Consider the following 15,166-nt stretch of genomic DNA (forward strand, 5'->3'; position numbering starts at 1 on the left):
ACCAAGCGCCGGCAAAAAGGAAACGGTGCAGCAGTGGCCGGCAATGAGCCGGTGTCCGCTCCTTTGCTCTGATTTACCACGTCGACTGTGCCAGCCGCTCCTTCAGGCGCGGGGCGGCGAAATCGAGAAACGCACGCAGTTTCACTGGCAGCAGACCCTGGCCGGCATGGACGAGACTCACCGGCCATGGGTCTGGCTCGAACTCCTGCAACACCGGGCGCAGCGTACCAGACCGGAGGGCGGGGGCGATCTGGTAGGAAAGCAGCCTCGTCACGCCGACGCCGGCAATCGCCGCATCGATTGCTGCCTCTGCCGTGTTGACCCGTAACCTGGAGCGGACCGGCACGCTGAATTCAGCCTTGCCGGTGGCGAAGCTCCAACTGGCGGCGGTGAGCCCTTCGAAGGTGATTGCACTGTGTCCTGCAAGGTCTTGCGGCGTTTTCGGTGTGCCGTGCTCGGCGAGATAGGCCGGGCTCGCACAAACGACGCGGCGGATTGAACCCAGGCGGGTGGCGATCAGGCTCGAATCGGCAAGCTCGCCGATGCGGATGGCGAGGTCGATGTGCTCTTCGACCAGCTGGGTTATCCGGTCGGCGAGTGTAAGCCGCACACTTACCTCGGGATAGACGGAGAGGAAGCCGGTGACGACCGGCAGCACATGCAGGCGGCCGAAGACGATCGGCGCAGTGACGATCAGTTCGCCGGTCGGGGCGCTGTATTCGCCGGCGGCCATTCGCTCGGCCTCGCCGATCTCATCGAGAATACGGCGACAGGCGGCGAGATAGGCGTGGCCCGCATCGGTCAGCGACAGCTGCCGCGCCGAGCGGTTCAACAGCCGTGTCTTCAGGTGCCTTTCCAGGTCCGAAACCTTGCGGCTGACCGTCGTCAGCGGAATGCCGAAGCGACGCCCGGCAGCCGAGAGGCTGCCTGTCTCCGCCGCGGCAACGAAAAGCGACATGGACTGGAGGCGATCCATAGCTCTACCGAAAATTTGCCCTTCCGAAAAACGGAAGGATAGGTTGCAGATATGGCATCTGCATCTCGAAGACGGAAGGCCCTATTCTCGTAAGCGAACAATGCAGCGCACTCGGCGCCTAAGGAGATCTTCATGAACGCTCACACCAGCGATGTCGCCTTCACCCCGACGGTGAAGGCGATCCAGGCCCGCAAGGGCTCGCGCCAGGCCTATGCCCGTGTCGAGGAGCGTGGCAGCTGGCAGGCGGCAATCACGCCCGATCTCGCCGCCTTCATCGAGGCGCAGACCAGCGTCTTTCTGTCGACCGCCAATGCGGACGGGCAGCCTTACATCCAGCATCGCGGCGGGCCTGCCGGTTTCCTCAAGGTGCTCGACGAACGGACGATCGGCTTTGCCGATTTTTCCGGCAACAGGCAGTTCATCACCCAGGGCAACCTCAGCGACAACCCACAGGCTTTCCTGTTTCTGATCGATTATGCGCACCGGCAGCGCATCAAGATCTGGGGCAAAGCGCAAGTCGTCGAGGGCGATGCCGAGCTGACCGCAAAGCTGATGCCGCAAGACTATAAGGCGCGACCCGAGCAGGTTATCCTGTTTGCGGTTTCGGCTTGGGATTCAAATTGCTCGCAGCACATCCCTTAGCGTTTCGAAGCGGCCGACGTGGCGGCGGCGCTGGGCGAACGCGACAAGCGCATCGAACGGCTCGAACAGGAGATCGCACGCTTGCGATCGGATGCAGCAGCCAGGGAATAAGAGCCAGGGAATAAAAAGTGCCGGTGCCGTTCAGCTCCCGCCTGCGGCGTCGGCCAGCGCGACGCTCTCGGTTTGCTTCACCGGCATGATGCCGCGGGCCAGCGCCAGCAGGTATTTGTTATATTCGGTGAACAGTACACGCAGCGCTTCCGGCTTGGTCAGCCAGCCGCCATTCTCGAGGTTGGTGTTGACCACCGGATAGGGCTCGAGCCTTGCGCCGTGCAGCAGCCGGCCCATTTCCAGCAGGCTGCGCGGCATGTGATAATTGTTGGTGACGAGAATGACGGTGCCGTAGGCATGGTCCTCGACCCATTTGGCGCTTTCCTCGGCATTGCCGATCGTGTCGAGCGCAGCGCGGTCGATGTCGACGCAGCATGAAAACAGCCTCTTGTCGCCGCCGGTCGCGGCTTGAAGCTGGCGGCGGCTGGCGGAAGGATGGACGCCGCTGATCAGCAGCCGCTCGCCCTTGCCTGACGCAAGCAGGCCCATAGCAGCGTCGAGTCGCGACTGGCCGCCGGTCAGCACGATGATAGCGTCGGCCCTTGCCGGATTGGCGGGCGTCGTCAGACGGCTGACGGTATTGGCGAACCAGCCGAAGCCGGCGACAAACAACGCCACAAGGGCGAGCAGAAGGAGAGCCGAGAGGCGCAACGAGCGGGCTGCCAGCAGCCGCCCATGTTTGGCGGATTGATCCGGCTTGGCAAATTCATCAGGCCCGGCGAATTCATGCGGACGCGCAACCAGCACTGGCATGCACCCAGCGGTATCGGTCGAGTCCCGAACGTCCATCATGAAATGGTTAATCCCGAAATACGGCCTTTGGTAGGAAAAAAATGCAATTTTCGTGACGAGGCGTTTTCATCCGTGATCGATCTTTCCTTTAGCCGGCGTCCGGCTGGCGAATATCGATGTCGCTGAGATAGGTAACCACGGTGAAATGGGAGGTTGCCGCCGTCAGCGCGCCGATCACCAGCACCATGACGGCGACCCCGAGATAACCCGCCGAGCCGATGGCGAAATTGCCGAACAGGGCGGTCGCCTGGTCGGCCTGCGGTGTCGCCATATTGCGTGACGACCACCAGGAGAAGACGATGAAGACGAGGATCGTCGCGGCGCCGCCTGCCGCGGCGCCCTTCATGCCGGTGACCAGAAAATGCCGGCGGAATTCGCGCGCGATGAAGCGCGCCTCGGCGCCGACGAAATGCAGCACCTCGATGATGTGGCCGTTGCCGGCCATGGCGCCGCGCGTCGCGAATACAACGGTCAGCACCGTCGCAGACAGCATCAGCGCCAGCACTGCGACACCGATCGTTACCGTGGTGCGGGCCATAGCAACCAGCCGGTCGACCCAGGTGCGATGATCGTCGAGCGAGGCGCTCGGCAGCTTCGGCGTGATTGCCGCACGCAGTGCGGCGAAATCGGGCGGACTGTTCTCGTCAATAGTGATGATGATCAGGCGGGGCACTGGCAGCTCATCGATGTTCAGGCCCGAGCCTAGCCAAGGCTCGAGCAGTCGGGCCGTTGCTTCGCGATCGACGATCCTGGCGCTTTTCACGCCAGGGAATTCGCCTGCGATCTGCGAGGCAAGCGCAAGTGCGGCCTCCATGTCGAGGCCGTCGACCGGCTTGATCTGGATGGTCGCTTCGCGCGAGATCTGGTTCTCCCAGACGGAGGCGGTGTCACGCACCAGCGTGACTGCGCCAAACGTCAGGCAGGACAGAAACGTCATGATTGCGATGACCAGCACCAGCGCCCGGCCGGCGATGTTCTGCGCCGGCACGATCGGCGCCATCTTGCGCTGGACGCGGGGCTTTGCCGCCGCGGCGTCCTGACCCTCGAAATGTTCGACGGAGAGCTCAGTCATAGATGTCCAGCCTTCCGCCGGCCAGGATCATTCGCCGTGCGTCGACCTGTTCCATCAGGCCGAGGTCGTGGGTGGCAATCACCACGGCTGTCCCCAGCCGGTTGAGCTCGATGAACAACCGCAGCAAGCGTCGCGCCAGCGGCGGGTCGACATTGCCGGTCGGCTCGTCGGCGAGCAGGATCTCGGGCTGCTCGATCAACGCCCGGGCGATGGCGGCGCGCTGCTTCTCGCCGCCAGACAGCACCGGCGGCAGCACATGCATGCGCTCGCCGAGGCCGACCCATTTCAGCAGCTCGGTGACGTCGGTGCGGTAGGTCGCCTCCTCGCGGCCCCGCACGCGTAGCGGCAAGGCCACGTTCTCATAGGTGGTCATATGGTCGAGCAGGCGAAAATCCTGGAACACCACGCCGATGCGCCGTCTCAGATGCGGCAATTCGGTGCGCGAGATGCGCGAACGGTCCTTGCCGAAAATGGTGATCAGGCCACGCGTCGGCTTCAGCGACATGAACAAAAGCCGCAGCAACGTCGTCTTGCCGGCGCCTGAAGGTCCGCTCAGGAACTGAAAGGAGCGCTCCGGAATGTGCAAGGAGATGTCGCGGAGAATCTCCGGACCCATGCCATAGCGGAGGCCGACATTTTCGAAGCGGATCACTTTCGACGACCTGAAATTCTTGGCGGCAAGATGCCACCCCTTTCTGTGGTAAGACCATCGGCCGGCATGGTTAACCGACGGTTAATTTGGCGGCTTTTCGAGCGAGTCACAGGGGTTCCGGTGGGGAAGCGTTAACCATTTCCGTTTACCCAAATGAAACGAACGGCGAACAGGGCTGTAGCGTCAGGCCATGATGGCTGAGGATCGAACCGCGCGCCCGGTTTCCGGCGAAATCATGACCGATCCGGCCGCCGAGCCGGAACGCATCAGGCATGACGTGACCGCCGACGTCATCGATGCCGACTATGAGGTGCTGCCCCGCCATTTTGCACGTCCAGACTTTGCGCCGCCACCTGCCCGCATGATTTCCACGCCTTCGATCGAAGGCATGGGCATGTTGCGCAAGCCCGAAACCGCCGTCGAAAGGCCGTTGTGGGTGCACGGCGGGCCGATCTTCTGGATTGCCGGCGTCGGTGCCGCCTTTGCCGCCTTCTGGATGTCGGGCGGCCATACGCTGGTTCGTTAGAACGGCGCCAGAAAACAACAGGTCACCAGGTAAACGATTCGCGACGCGCTGGGGGCATCCGACCGTTCGCGGGCGTCCTGCGAAAGATTTGGCCTTGCCAGCCGGCTCGACATGCCTAGAAACGGGGTTGAAGACCGTTTCGGTCGGCTTCGCCTACACGGCGATCATTTCTGGAAGGGCAGCCAATGCCAGTTGTGCGCGGCAAGGACATCGAAGTCCTGTTTTCAGCGTCCGCCATTGCGCGGCGGAACCTGGAACTTGCCAAGGAGATCGCCGGGCACGACTACCACGACCTTCTGGTAATCTCGGTGCTGAAGGGATCATTCATCTTCGCCGCCGATCTTATCCGTGCCATGCACGATGTCGGCCTGTCGCCGGAGGTCGAGTTCATCTTCATCTCCAGCTATGGCGCCGGCACGACCAGCGGTGAGGTGAGGGTGCTGCGCGACATCGACAACGAGGTCGCCGGTCGCGATGTGCTTCTCATCGACGACATTCTGGAATCCGGAAAAACGCTGAGTTTCACCCGCGACCTCATGCTGTCGCGCGGCGCGAGGAGCTGTGCCATCGCCGTGCTGCTCGACAAGCGCATGCGCCGCCAGACCACGCTCAACGCCGACTATGTCGGCTTCGACTGCCCCGATTATTTCGTCGTCGGCTATGGCATGGACGTCGCCCACGCGTTTCGCGAATTGCCGTTCGTCGGCATCGTCAAGGGCGACGCCTAGTTGGGTTGTCGCCGCTCGCGGTTCAGGAAACATCAACTTTTCCTCGCCAAATATCCTGCCCATGGCAAAGCTCCTGATCGTCGAGGACGATGAATCCGTCCGCAGCCTCGCCGCCCGTGCGCTCGAACGCGCCGGGCATAATGTCACTGTTGCCGCCGATGGCGCGCACGGTCTTTCTCTGATCGGGGCGGCGCAGGGGGGCTACGACCTTGTGCTGTCCGACATCCGCATGCCCGAGATGGACGGCATCGAGATGGCCAAGGCGGCAGTGGCGCTGTTCCCGGCGGTGAAGATCGTGCTGATGACCGGCTATGCCGACCAACGCGAGCGCGCCGAGGAATTGGACGGCATTATTCTCGACGTCGTGCAAAAACCGTTCGCGCTGGCTGAAATCCGCGCCCGCGTCGAACAGGCGCTCGCCTGCTTCGCCTAAAGCCTAAGGTCGACCGCCTTCAGGCAGGGTCGCCGGTCGCCGCAATGGCTGGCTCGCCGCTCCGCCGCGGGCCGGCATTGAGCGCAAAAAGCCCGGCGCCGATGATGAGGGCTGCGCCGGCCGCCGTCGCTGGTCGCGGCATTTCGGCAAAGAACAGAAAACCCCATAGCGGCGACCAGATGATACCGGTGTATTCGAAGGTAGCGACGCTGTTGGCGGGCGCCAGCCGGTAGGCCTGCGACAACAGGATCATTCCGGCCGAGGCAACGAAGCCGCATGCCCCCATCTTGAGGAGATCCGGCGTCGCCGGCCAGGCCCATGGCCGGACGAGGAACTCGAGGCTCGGATGCACGGCGTGGTCAATGCCTGCCAGCCAAAACAATGCCGCTACCAAGGCCGCGCCGACCAGATAGGCGCCGTTCTGATAGAACGCCATGACGGTCGAGGATTCGGTGTCGCCGATCTTGCGCGCCATCAGCTGCGAGAAACCGTAGAGCAGAGCCGAACCTAGCGACAGCAGCGCCGCCCAGTCGAACAAGCCGGCGCCTGGGCGCACCATCACCAGCACGCCGAGCATGCCGACCAGGACGGTGGCGAGCGCCTGCCAGGACACGCGTTCGCCGAGATAGGGGCCGGCCAGCGCCATGATGAACAGCGGCGCCATGAAATAGAGCGCCACCGCGTCAGCCAGCGGCAGGGCGGCGATTGCCAGATAGTAGGCCGTGTAGGAGGTGAACTGGATGAAGGCGCGCATCGTCAGCATGCCGAACCGCTTCGACAGGATTGCCTGCAATCCGACATCGGCGTGGACGAGGAAAACCAGGATCGGCAAGGCGACGATCGAGCGGATCGCCATCACCTCGGTGACCGGATAGTGGCTCGACACCGCCTTGACCAGCGGGTCCTGCAGCGAAAAGACCAGTACGCCGAGACAGAGGCTGAGGATGCCGAGCACAAGCCGATTCTGCATAGGCGCTCCTGTCCCCGCGTGCGCGGCCGAACGCAGGCCTGCATCCGGGTAAAAAGAACCCGCCGCCATTTCGGGCAGCGGGTACGAGTGAGGACTTTTGATTGGTCCGCGGCCGATTTCGCGGCCGCATATCCAATGGGTAAGGCGAACTATCGTCCGCCGTTTGACATGTTGCAAACGAATTGGAATGATGCCAGCAATCAGATTTTCTTATGGCGGGCACATGCGACCCAATCTCGACAGCGACCTGTTGCGAACCTTCGTGGCGGTCGCCGACAGTGGCAATTTCACCAAGGCGGCGGAGCGGGCCGGCCGCACCCAGTCGGCGGTCTCGATGCAGATGAAGAAGCTTGAAGGCATGATCGGCGACAGCCTGTTCGAGCGCGGCTCGCGCGGTGTGGCGCTGACACGGCGCGGCGGCGAGCTCATCGCCAACGCCAGGCGCATCGTTTCACTGCTCGACGAGACGGCGGCATCGATGGTCGCGGCGCCGCTTGGCGGGCCGGTGCGCATCGGTATCCCGGAGGAATATGGCCACGCGATCCTGTCGCGCGCGCTCGGCGCCTTTGCCAAGCGCCATCCTCAGGTCGACATCACCGTCCGCTACGCGCATTCCGGTGCGCAGATCGCGGCGCTCGCCGCTGGCGAGCTCGATCTGGCGGTGGTGTTCGAATGGCAGGATCTGTTGGGCGGTGAGGTGCTGATGCATGACCCGACCGTATGGGTGACGTCAGAGCTGCATCACATGCATGAGGAGCGGCCGGTGCCGATCGCGCTCTACAACCGTGCCGGTTGGTGCAAGGATTTCGCGATAAAGTCGCTGGAACAGCGCGATCTCGCCTATCGTGTCGCCTACACCAGCGATACCAATGGCGGCCTGCGGCTCGCCGTCACCTCCGGGCTGGCGATTGCGCCGATCTCGCGCAGCAACATCCCGGCCGGCTGCCGCGAGCTTACGACCGCCGACGGGTTCGGCGACATCGATTCCTCGAACGTGGTGCTGCGGCGCAACCCGAACGCTTCCGGCGAGGCCATCGACGGCATGGAAGAGGCGATCCGCGAGGCTTTCACCAACCGTTAAAGAATGCCGCTCGGTCCGGCGGTGGCGGCCACCACGGACCGCGCGCGGCGATCTTCCGAATACAGGCAGCCTTACTTCAGCTCCAGCAGCCGCTCCAGATAGCTGCGCTCGATATCGGGGCTGAGTGCATTGCCGAGCCGCTTGCGGATCGCTTCGAGGATTTGGCGGGCACGCTGCACGTCGATCTCGTCAGGCACTCTCACCGAACTCCCGTCATCGGGACCCTCGCTGGTGCGGGGCCGCCCGAGCGGGTCACGGTCGGCATTCTGCTGTCGTCCGCCCTGGCCGTTGCCGCCCTGGTCGCCTTGCATCGCCTGCAATTGCTTCATCATGTCCTTGGCGCCCCTGCGCAAGGCTTCCAATGCGCGGCCCTGGTGACCGACGGCCTGGTCGCCTTCGCCCTCGCCGAGCGCCTGTTCGGCATTGCCCATGGATTTGCCGGCCTCGCCAAACCCCTCATTGGGGTCGAGGCCCATGCCTTCGAGGCTCTTCCTCAATTGATCGAGCTCGCTCTGCAGCTTGCCCTGGCCTTCCTGCAACTGCTTCATCGCATCGGCGAATTCCTGCGGCGTCATCTGCCCCGGCCGGCCGAGCGGATCGCGGTCGTCGCCCAGGCCGGGCTTGCCCTGTTCGTCCATCGGGCCCGGCTCACCGTTCTCGCCGAGCTGCTCGTCGCGGTTCTGCCCGCGCTGTTGCTGGCCACGCTGCATCTGGTCCATGCGGAAGGTGTCGTTCATCATCTCCTGCTGGCGCCGCATGATCTCGCCCAGCTTATCCATCTGCTGACGCATCTCGCTGTCCTGCTGACCGCCTTGTTGCTGGCGGCCTGCCTGCAGATTGTTCATCATGTCCTGCAGCTCAGACAGCAATTGCTGCGCCTGGTCGCGATTGCCGGATTTCGCCAGGTTCTCGATCTGGTCCATCATGCGGTCGATGTCGCTCTGGCGCAGTTCCCGGCCGTTCTGCTGCATCTGTGGCGCATTCGGATTCTGCTGCGCCCGCGCCGCGAATTCCTGCAGGAACTGGTTCATCGCCTCGCGCAGTTCCTTCATCGCCTTCTCGATCTCCTGGTCGCTGGCGCCGTTCTTGATCGCATCCTGCAGCGCCTGCTGCGCCTGGCGCAGCCGCTTCTCGGCCGCCGACAGATTGCCTTCCTCGATGCCGAGCGCGATCTCCCAGAGGTAAGCGACCTCGTCGCGCAATTGATCGTCGCTGCCGGCCATCTTCAGCCGGGTGCGGGCGCTCATGATGGCGAGGTAGTGCGTCATGTTGTCGAACGTGTCTTCGGGCCTGAGCGTGATCGCATCCATCAGGTCGAGCACGCGGTCCTTGGCATAGGCGTCGAGCGCCAGCATGCGGCGCTGCTCGACCACGGCCCGCGCCAACGGGTTGGAGAATGGCCGCTCCGGCATCACCAGCGTCTTGGTTTCGCTGGTCGCGGTATGTCCGGCACCGTCGGTGGCGACAAGCGACAGCTTGACGTTGCCACCGGCCCAGGCATGGTCGGTCAGGTCCTTCGTCGTCTTAGCGGCATTGGCCTTGCCGCCGCGGCGCGGCAACGTCAGCGGCATTTCCGGCGGGCCATAGAGCGGATGCGCGTTGGGCGCCTGCGGATCGGCCAATGCGAAAACCGCCTTGGCGGAGGCCGCGCCATAGTCGTCGTCGATCTGGTAGTTGAGTTCGAAGGCGCCGTTGACGGCGCGCTTCGGCTCGCCGACAAAGCGGATCTGCGGCGGCTTGTCGGGAATTATGGCGAAGGCCCAGCGGCCGAGCTCGCCGTCGCCGGACTGCAGCGTCAGCGTGCCGTCGGCCGTCAACTTGCCGCTGAACTGGCGCACGGTCGAAGGCGTTGCCGGAGTTGCCTCAGTCTTGGCGGCTTGCGGCCCGCTCGGATCGATGGCGCGGGTGTTGCCGCCGGTATCGGCGTAACTCAGCGTTTCCTCGCCCGAACCGCCGGTGACGCGCAGCGACACATCGCTGCCCTCCGGAACGGTGAAGGTAGGCGCCGTTTGAGTGGCGTTGTTGGCAAGGACTGGGGCGTTCAGGAATATTGGCGGCCTGCCGGTATAGGCCGGCGGCGTCACCCAGGCATCAATGCGCGGCGGCACGACGTCGCGGGCGGCACGGGCAACAAAGCCGTCGCCCAGCCTGCCGCCCGACGGCCCGAAGGAGAAGGCAAAGGCAGTGACCAACAAAAGCGCGGCGACGGCGCGCAACGCCCACGGGTCGCGTTCCGGCACGCGTGTGCGCGGCACGTCGCCGCCAAGCTCGCCCAGCCGGTCCGCCATGCGCCGCTGATGCTCGCGCCACAGGGCTTGCGAAAAAATACTTTCCTTGCCGCTCGGACGATCGGTCTGGACCTGCACCGGGCTGTGCAGGAGCCGGTTGGCCGCCTCGATGCGGCGGTCGACCTCGGCACTGGATGGCGTGCGGAAGAAACGCAGCGGATAGAGTGCGGCAAGCGCTGCGACGCCGAATGCCGTGATAAGACCGATCCGCGCCAGATCGGGCAAAAATGGGAACAGGCCGAGCCACGAAATGCTGAGGAACAGGCTGGCGACGATGATCAGCGGCAGCAGCAATGGCCAGCCGCGTTCGACGATTATCGAGACCTGCGTCCCCAGCCGGCTCAAGGCAAGGCGCCTGGCCAGACTGCGATCGCTGGTGAAAATGGGTCGTTGCGTCATCGGCCCTTCCTGGCCGGGCGGGATAGCCCAAGCCTCACGAGTCTATCGCATGGGCCCGAAAAGTCGATTTCCGGGAAGCACGATGCGAAGACCTAAAATCTTAGCGCGTACTTCGTGCGTCCAAGCGGATGCACATCGCCCCAAGGATACCAACAAACACGGCGAAGGCGAGGCGGTTCCCCAAAACGTGAACAATAATGCCCCGGATATTGTCAGAATTTCGCCGGATTGGCGTTTGCGCCGCAGACCAGTACGGCAACGCGCTCGCCTCTAGCCGGTGCGTAGCGGCCGGACAGTAGCGCCGCGAAGGCGGCCGCACCGCCCGGCTCGGAGATGATTCGCACGCGGTCCCACAGCGCCGCCTGGGCGGCGACAATGTCGTCGTCGCCGACCAGGATCGAGCGCTCGACGAATGCCTCGGCGATAGGAAACATCATTTCGCCGACACGCTTTGGCGCGAGCGAATCGGCGGCGACGCCCTCAGCCGGCGCGTCGACGGGTCGGCCCGCCGCGAACGCGCGATGAAGCGTCGGCGCACCCTCCGGCTCGACCGCGATGATCCTGATGCGGCCGGAAAACCAGGCGGCGATGCCGCCGATCAGGCCGCCGCCGCCGACAGCAACCAGCAGGGTGTCGAGCTTCGGCAGGTCGGCCTCGATTTCGAGGCCGAGCGTGCCCTGCCCGACCAGCGTCTCCTCCTGGTTGAAGGCGTGGATCTGCAGCGCGCCGGATTTTTCGGCGAAGCTCTCGCTGGCGGCCAGCGCCTCGGCATAACGGGCGCCGCCGACGATCAGCTCGGCGCCGTAGCCGCGGAATGCGGTCCAGCTTGGCCTGCGGGCTCACTTCGGGAACAAAGATGGTCGCCTTGTGGCCGAGTCGCATGGCGGCATAGGCGACGGCGGCGCCGTGATTGCCGCCCGATGCGGCGACGACGCCGGCCGCAGGAACCGGCCGTTCGAGGAGATTGGTGAACGCACCACGCGCCTTGAACGAGCCGGAATGCTGCAAACACTCAAGCTTCAGGTCGACCGGCAGAGGCGGGCGGCCGAAATCGGCCATGTCGACGCGCAGCACCGGCGTGTGGCGCACGAAGGGCCGGATGCGGGGTTCCATCGCCGCAATGCGCTCGCGTGTGATCGTGTGGCCGTGCAGCATGCTTTCACTCCCAGGGCTGACATTCAGAGTTGACATTACTTAGTAACTTGGCAAAGTAGCTAAATGCAAGAGGTCGACGTCTTCAAAGCGATTGCCAACGAGCGCAGGCTGCAGATCCTCGATTGGCTCAAGGACCCGCGCGCGCATTTTCCGCCGCAGGCGGACGGCGATCTGGTCGACGACGGAGTCTGCGCGCTGCTGATCGCGGAAAAGCTGGGGATCACCCAAGCGACGCTCAGCGAACATATGCGCGTGCTCACCCAGGCAGGGCTTTTGCGCAGCAAGCGCATCAAGCAGTGGACATTCTATCGCCGGAACGAGAACAGGATCGCCGAAACCAGGGCGCTCATTCAGCACCGCCTGTAGCTGCAGAGTTCTACTCCAACCAGTCCGGCACCGAGTCCAGTCCGATCAGCTCGTCATAGGTCTGGCGCGGGCGCACAACGTGGAAGCGGTCGCCGTCGACCAGCACTTCCGGTACCAGCAGCCTGGTATTGTAGGTGCCGGCCTGGACGGCGCCATAGGCGCCGGCGGTGGCGACAGCGATCAGGTCGCCGGATTTCAGCCGGGGCAGGTCACGGTCGAGCCCGAGATAGTCGCCGGTCTCGCAAACCGGGCCGACGACGTCGACCTTCATGCGCGGCGCTGCGGCCGGCTGCTGCGCCACCGGCTTGATGTCGTGGAAAGCATCGTAAAGCGTCGGCCGGATCAGGTCGTTCATCGCGGCGTCGACGACGAGGAAGTTCTTGGCGTCGCCCTCCTTCACGAAGATCACCGCCGAGACCAGGATGCCGGCATTGCCGACGATCAACCGGCCTGGCTCGAACATCACTTTCAGCCCGAGTTCGGCGACATGCTTTCTGACGATCCGGGCATAGGCATCGGGCAAAGGCGGCGGGTTGTTGTCGACGCGGTAGGGAATGCCAAGGCCGCCGCCGACATCGATGTGCTCGATGGCATGACCGTCGGAGCGCAAGGCGCCGACCAGCTCCACCAGCAGCGCAAAGGCCTCGTCGAAGGGCTGCAATTCGGTGATCTGGCTGCCGATATGGGTGTCTATGCCGGTGACCTTGATGCCCGGCAGCTCAGCCGCGCGGGCATAAACCTCTCGTGCCTGCTGCCAGGGAATGCCGAACTTGTTCTCGGCCTTCCCAGTCGAAATTTTGTTGTGCGTCCTGGCGTCGACATCCGGATTGATGCGCAGCGAGATCGGCGCGATCTTGCCCAGCGCGGTCGCGCGGGCCGACAGCAGCTCCAGCTCCGGTTCGGATTCGACGTTGAAACAGAGAATGCCGGCCGAGAGCGCAAAATCCATCTCGCGCGCGGTCTTGCCGACGCCCGAAAACAGGATCTTGCTTGCCGGAATGCCGGCCGCCAAAGCGCGGCGCAATTCGCCCTCCGAGACCACGTCGGCGCCGGCGCCGAGTCTTGCCAACACCTTCAGCACGGCCTGGTTCGAATTCGCCTTCATGGCATAGCAGACGAGGGCGTCGAGCCCGGCAAAGGCCTCTGTGAAGACGCGAAAATGCCTGGTCAACGTCGCCGTCGAATAACAATAGAACGGCGTGCCGACGCTGGCGGCGATGTCTGATATCGCCACGTCCTCGGCATGCAGCGCGCCGTCGCGGTAGTCGAAATGGTTCACGAGATTGGTCCGAAAAATCAGAGCAGCGGGTCGAGGATGAATTTCTTGTCCTCAACAGGTTTTTCCGGTTCCGGCGGCAAAGGTTGCTTGGCCTTCTCGGCGTCCTTGCGGGCCTGCACGGCGGCCGCGTAGGGCGTATCGAGCGCAGCCTTCCTGCCGCAGGCCGCAACGGTGGCCATTGCTGCCAACAGCGCCAGCGTCACCAAAATCCTGCTTCCGGTCATCGTGCCATCCGTCCGAAACTGTTGCCCGCAGCCGCTTCTAGCCGAGTTTTGCGGCCATTGCACCCCGCGTCTTACGCCTTGGCGAGCCGCTTTTTCCAGTAGCGGATCTGCTTGCGCACCTCGGACGGCGCGGTGCCGCCGAAGCTCGTGCGGCTCTTTACAGAATTCTGCACGGCAAGAACCGAAAACACGTCGGCGCTGATACCGGGGTGAATGGACTGCAGATCCTCCAGCGAAAGCCTGTCGAGCCCGATCTTCCTGTCGTCGGCCAGCGCCACCGCCCGGCCAGTGATATGGTGCGCCTCGCGGAACGGCAGGCCGAGCGTGCGCACCAGCCAGTCGGCGAGGTCGGTCGCAGTCGAATAGCCGGCGCCGGCCGCCTTTTTCATCGCCGCGGTGTTCACCGTCATGTCGTGCACCATGCCGGTCATTGCCGCCAGCATCAGGTCGAGCGTCTCGGCCGCGTCGAAGACGGATTCCTTGTCTTCCTGCATGTCCTTGCCATAGGTCAGCGGCATGCCCTTCATTACTGTCAGCAAGCCGACGAGGTGCCCGGTGACGCGGCCGGTCTTGCCGCGCACCAGTTCGGCAGCGTCGGGATTCTTCTTCTGCGGCATGATCGACGAACCCGTCGAGAAACTATCCGACAGCCTGACGAAGCCGAATTGCGGCGTCGACCATATGATGATCTCTTCAGCCAGCCGCGACAGATGCGTCGCGCAGATCGCTGCTACGCCCAGGAACTCGAGCGCGAAATCGCGATCCGAAACGCTGTCGAGCGAATTGCGCATCGGCTCGCGGAAGCCAAGCGCCTTCGCTGTCTCGTGCCTGTCAATCGGAAAGCTGGTGCCGGCAAGGGCGGCAGCGCCGAGCGGGCTTTCATCCATACGCTCAATCGCGTCGCGGACGCGAGACAGGTCGCGCGCAAACATCTCGACATAGGCCATGCAGTGATGGCCGAAGGTCACCGGCTGCGCCGCCTGCATGTGGGTGAAGCCCGGCATCACCGTTGCCACATGCTCCTCGGCCCGATCCAGGAACGCCGCGATCAGGCCCTTCAGCGCCTCGGCGGCGCGAAAGCACTCGTCCTTGACCCACAGCCTGAGGTCGACCGCCACCTGGTCATTGCGCGAGCGGGCGGTATGCAGGCGGCCAGCCGCGGGGCCGATCAAATCGGCCAGACGGGCCTCGATATTCATGTGGATGTCTTCCAGCCTGGTGGAGAACTCGAATGTGCCGGCCTCGATCTCTGCCAGGATCGTGTTCAGCCCGTGAGTGATTTTTTCTTGATCGGCCGCCGAAATAATGCCCGTTTGCGCCAGCATCTGGCAATGGGCGATCGAGCCGCGAATATCCTGCGCATAGAGTTTGCGGTCGAACGAGATCGACGCGTTGATCGCTTCCATGATTGCGGCCGGACCCGAGGCAAAACGTCCGCCCCACATCTGGTTGCTGGCCTTCTTGTCGTTCAT

At 63.9% G+C, this 15,166-nt stretch carries 14 protein-coding genes and 2 pseudogenes; 6 read left to right on the forward strand and 10 right to left on the reverse strand.

Annotated features, from left to right (window positions below; genetic code table 11):
- Positions 1–73: 73 nt before the first annotated feature.
- The gene (locus NKH98_RS17540; protein ID WP_352801909.1) at positions 74–976 is read right to left on the reverse strand and encodes a LysR family transcriptional regulator; all 903 of its coding nucleotides are present in this window, start codon (positions 974–976) and stop codon (positions 74–76) included.
- 132 nt (positions 977–1,108) lie between these two features.
- On the opposite strand from NKH98_RS17540, the pseudogene NKH98_RS17545 reads away from it, so the two are divergent.
- A pseudogene (locus NKH98_RS17545) lies at positions 1,109–1,729 on the forward strand (pyridoxamine 5'-phosphate oxidase family protein).
- A gap of 30 nt (positions 1,730–1,759) precedes the next feature.
- On the opposite strand, the gene NKH98_RS17550 reads toward NKH98_RS17545, so the two are convergent.
- The 3 genes from NKH98_RS17550 to ftsE all read right to left on the reverse strand — a co-directional run bounded on the left by NKH98_RS17550 (position 1,760) and on the right by ftsE (position 4,245).
- Positions 1,760–2,521 carry a YdcF family protein gene (locus tag NKH98_RS17550; protein WP_352704391.1) on the reverse strand — a complete coding sequence of 254 codons (762 nt, stop codon included), beginning with the start codon at positions 2,519–2,521 and terminating at the stop codon, positions 1,760–1,762.
- 88 nt (positions 2,522–2,609) lie between these two features.
- The gene (locus tag NKH98_RS17555; RefSeq protein ID WP_352900092.1) at positions 2,610–3,593 is read right to left on the reverse strand and encodes a cell division protein FtsX; all 984 of its coding nucleotides are present in this window, start codon (positions 3,591–3,593) and stop codon (positions 2,610–2,612) included.
- Complete coding sequence (gene ftsE, locus NKH98_RS17560) at positions 3,586–4,245, reverse strand: cell division ATP-binding protein FtsE (RefSeq protein WP_023677923.1); 660 nt, start codon at positions 4,243–4,245, stop codon at positions 3,586–3,588. The genes NKH98_RS17555 and ftsE overlap by 8 nt, the downstream gene beginning before the upstream one ends.
- Positions 4,246–4,480: 235 nt before the next feature.
- Between ftsE and NKH98_RS17565 the strand changes: the two genes are divergently transcribed.
- The 3 genes from NKH98_RS17565 (at position 4,481) to NKH98_RS17575 (ending at position 5,932) form a co-directional block, all read left to right on the forward strand.
- The gene (locus NKH98_RS17565; protein ID WP_352900094.1) at positions 4,481–4,771 is read left to right on the forward strand and encodes a hypothetical protein; all 291 of its coding nucleotides are present in this window, start codon (positions 4,481–4,483) and stop codon (positions 4,769–4,771) included.
- 185 nt (positions 4,772–4,956) lie between these two features.
- Positions 4,957–5,499, forward strand: a complete 543-nt coding sequence (gene hpt / locus NKH98_RS17570; RefSeq protein WP_254816654.1) for a hypoxanthine phosphoribosyltransferase — start codon at positions 4,957–4,959, stop codon at positions 5,497–5,499.
- Between the two features lie 61 nt (positions 5,500–5,560).
- Entirely contained in the window at positions 5,561–5,932 is a 372-nt protein-coding gene (locus tag NKH98_RS17575; RefSeq protein ID WP_352476273.1) for a response regulator, read from the forward strand.
- A 19-nt stretch (positions 5,933–5,951) separates the two neighbouring features.
- Here NKH98_RS17575 and NKH98_RS17580 read toward each other — a convergent pair whose 3' ends face one another.
- Entirely contained in the window at positions 5,952–6,902 is a 951-nt protein-coding gene (locus NKH98_RS17580; RefSeq protein WP_352900097.1) for a DMT family transporter, read from the reverse strand.
- A 223-nt stretch (positions 6,903–7,125) separates the two neighbouring features.
- On the opposite strand from NKH98_RS17580, the gene NKH98_RS17585 reads away from it, so the two are divergent.
- Positions 7,126–7,983 (forward strand): LysR family transcriptional regulator, encoded by an 858-nt coding sequence (locus NKH98_RS17585; protein WP_352505097.1) that lies wholly within the window; start codon positions 7,126–7,128, stop codon positions 7,981–7,983.
- A 71-nt stretch (positions 7,984–8,054) separates the two neighbouring features.
- Here the strand turns inward: NKH98_RS17585 and NKH98_RS17590 are convergent, their stop codons facing one another.
- Both NKH98_RS17590 and NKH98_RS17595 read right to left on the reverse strand, forming a co-directional pair.
- Positions 8,055–10,670, reverse strand: a complete 2,616-nt coding sequence (locus tag NKH98_RS17590) for a TIGR02302 family protein (protein ID WP_352900099.1) — start codon at positions 10,668–10,670, stop codon at positions 8,055–8,057.
- A gap of 212 nt (positions 10,671–10,882) precedes the next feature.
- Positions 10,883–11,825, reverse strand: a pseudogene (locus tag NKH98_RS17595) (threonine/serine dehydratase).
- Between the two features lie 63 nt (positions 11,826–11,888).
- Here NKH98_RS17595 and NKH98_RS17600 point away from each other — a divergent pair.
- Positions 11,889–12,191, forward strand: coding sequence for an ArsR/SmtB family transcription factor (locus NKH98_RS17600; protein WP_254816660.1), 303 nt, complete (start codon positions 11,889–11,891; stop codon positions 12,189–12,191).
- Positions 12,192–12,201: 10 nt separating this feature from the next.
- On the opposite strand, the gene lysA is transcribed toward NKH98_RS17600, so the two are convergent.
- From lysA to argH, 3 genes are all read right to left on the reverse strand, one after another.
- Positions 12,202–13,470 (reverse strand): diaminopimelate decarboxylase, encoded by a 1,269-nt coding sequence (lysA, locus tag NKH98_RS17605; protein WP_352900102.1) that lies wholly within the window; start codon positions 13,468–13,470, stop codon positions 12,202–12,204.
- A gap of 17 nt (positions 13,471–13,487) precedes the next feature.
- On the reverse strand, positions 13,488–13,694 hold the full coding sequence (locus NKH98_RS17610; protein WP_352900105.1) for a hypothetical protein: 207 nt from the start codon (positions 13,692–13,694) through the stop codon (positions 13,488–13,490).
- A 71-nt stretch (positions 13,695–13,765) separates the two neighbouring features.
- A complete protein-coding gene (argH, locus tag NKH98_RS17615) occupies positions 13,766–15,166 on the reverse strand; it encodes an argininosuccinate lyase (protein ID WP_352900107.1) in 1,401 nt (466 codons plus the stop codon).

The sequence above is a fragment of the Mesorhizobium sp. M0833 genome (assembly GCF_040319905.1).
GTDB lineage: Bacteria > Pseudomonadota > Alphaproteobacteria > Rhizobiales > Rhizobiaceae > Mesorhizobium.

Coding starts and splice junctions, on each gene's coding strand:
- NKH98_RS17580 (WP_352900097.1), bottom strand. CDS start 6,902: ATGCAGAATCGGCTTGTGCTCGGCATCCTCAGCCTCTGTCTCGGCGTA.
- argH (WP_352900107.1), bottom strand. CDS start 15,166: ATGAACGACAAGAAGGCCAGCAACCAGATGTGGGGCGGACGTTTTGCC.
- NKH98_RS17540 (WP_352801909.1), bottom strand. CDS start 976: ATGGATCGCCTCCAGTCCATGTCGCTTTTCGTTGCCGCGGCGGAGACA.
- NKH98_RS17585 (WP_352505097.1), top strand. CDS start 7,126: ATGCGACCCAATCTCGACAGCGACCTGTTGCGAACCTTCGTGGCGGTC.
- NKH98_RS17565 (WP_352900094.1), top strand. CDS start 4,481: ATGACCGATCCGGCCGCCGAGCCGGAACGCATCAGGCATGACGTGACC.
- NKH98_RS17600 (WP_254816660.1), top strand. CDS start 11,889: ATGCAAGAGGTCGACGTCTTCAAAGCGATTGCCAACGAGCGCAGGCTG.
- NKH98_RS17575 (WP_352476273.1), top strand. CDS start 5,561: ATGGCAAAGCTCCTGATCGTCGAGGACGATGAATCCGTCCGCAGCCTC.
- hpt (WP_254816654.1), top strand. CDS start 4,957: ATGCCAGTTGTGCGCGGCAAGGACATCGAAGTCCTGTTTTCAGCGTCC.
- NKH98_RS17590 (WP_352900099.1), bottom strand. CDS start 10,670: ATGACGCAACGACCCATTTTCACCAGCGATCGCAGTCTGGCCAGGCGC.
- NKH98_RS17555 (WP_352900092.1), bottom strand. CDS start 3,593: ATGACTGAGCTCTCCGTCGAACATTTCGAGGGTCAGGACGCCGCGGCG.
- NKH98_RS17610 (WP_352900105.1), bottom strand. CDS start 13,694: ATGACCGGAAGCAGGATTTTGGTGACGCTGGCGCTGTTGGCAGCAATG.
- NKH98_RS17550 (WP_352704391.1), bottom strand. CDS start 2,521: ATGATGGACGTTCGGGACTCGACCGATACCGCTGGGTGCATGCCAGTG.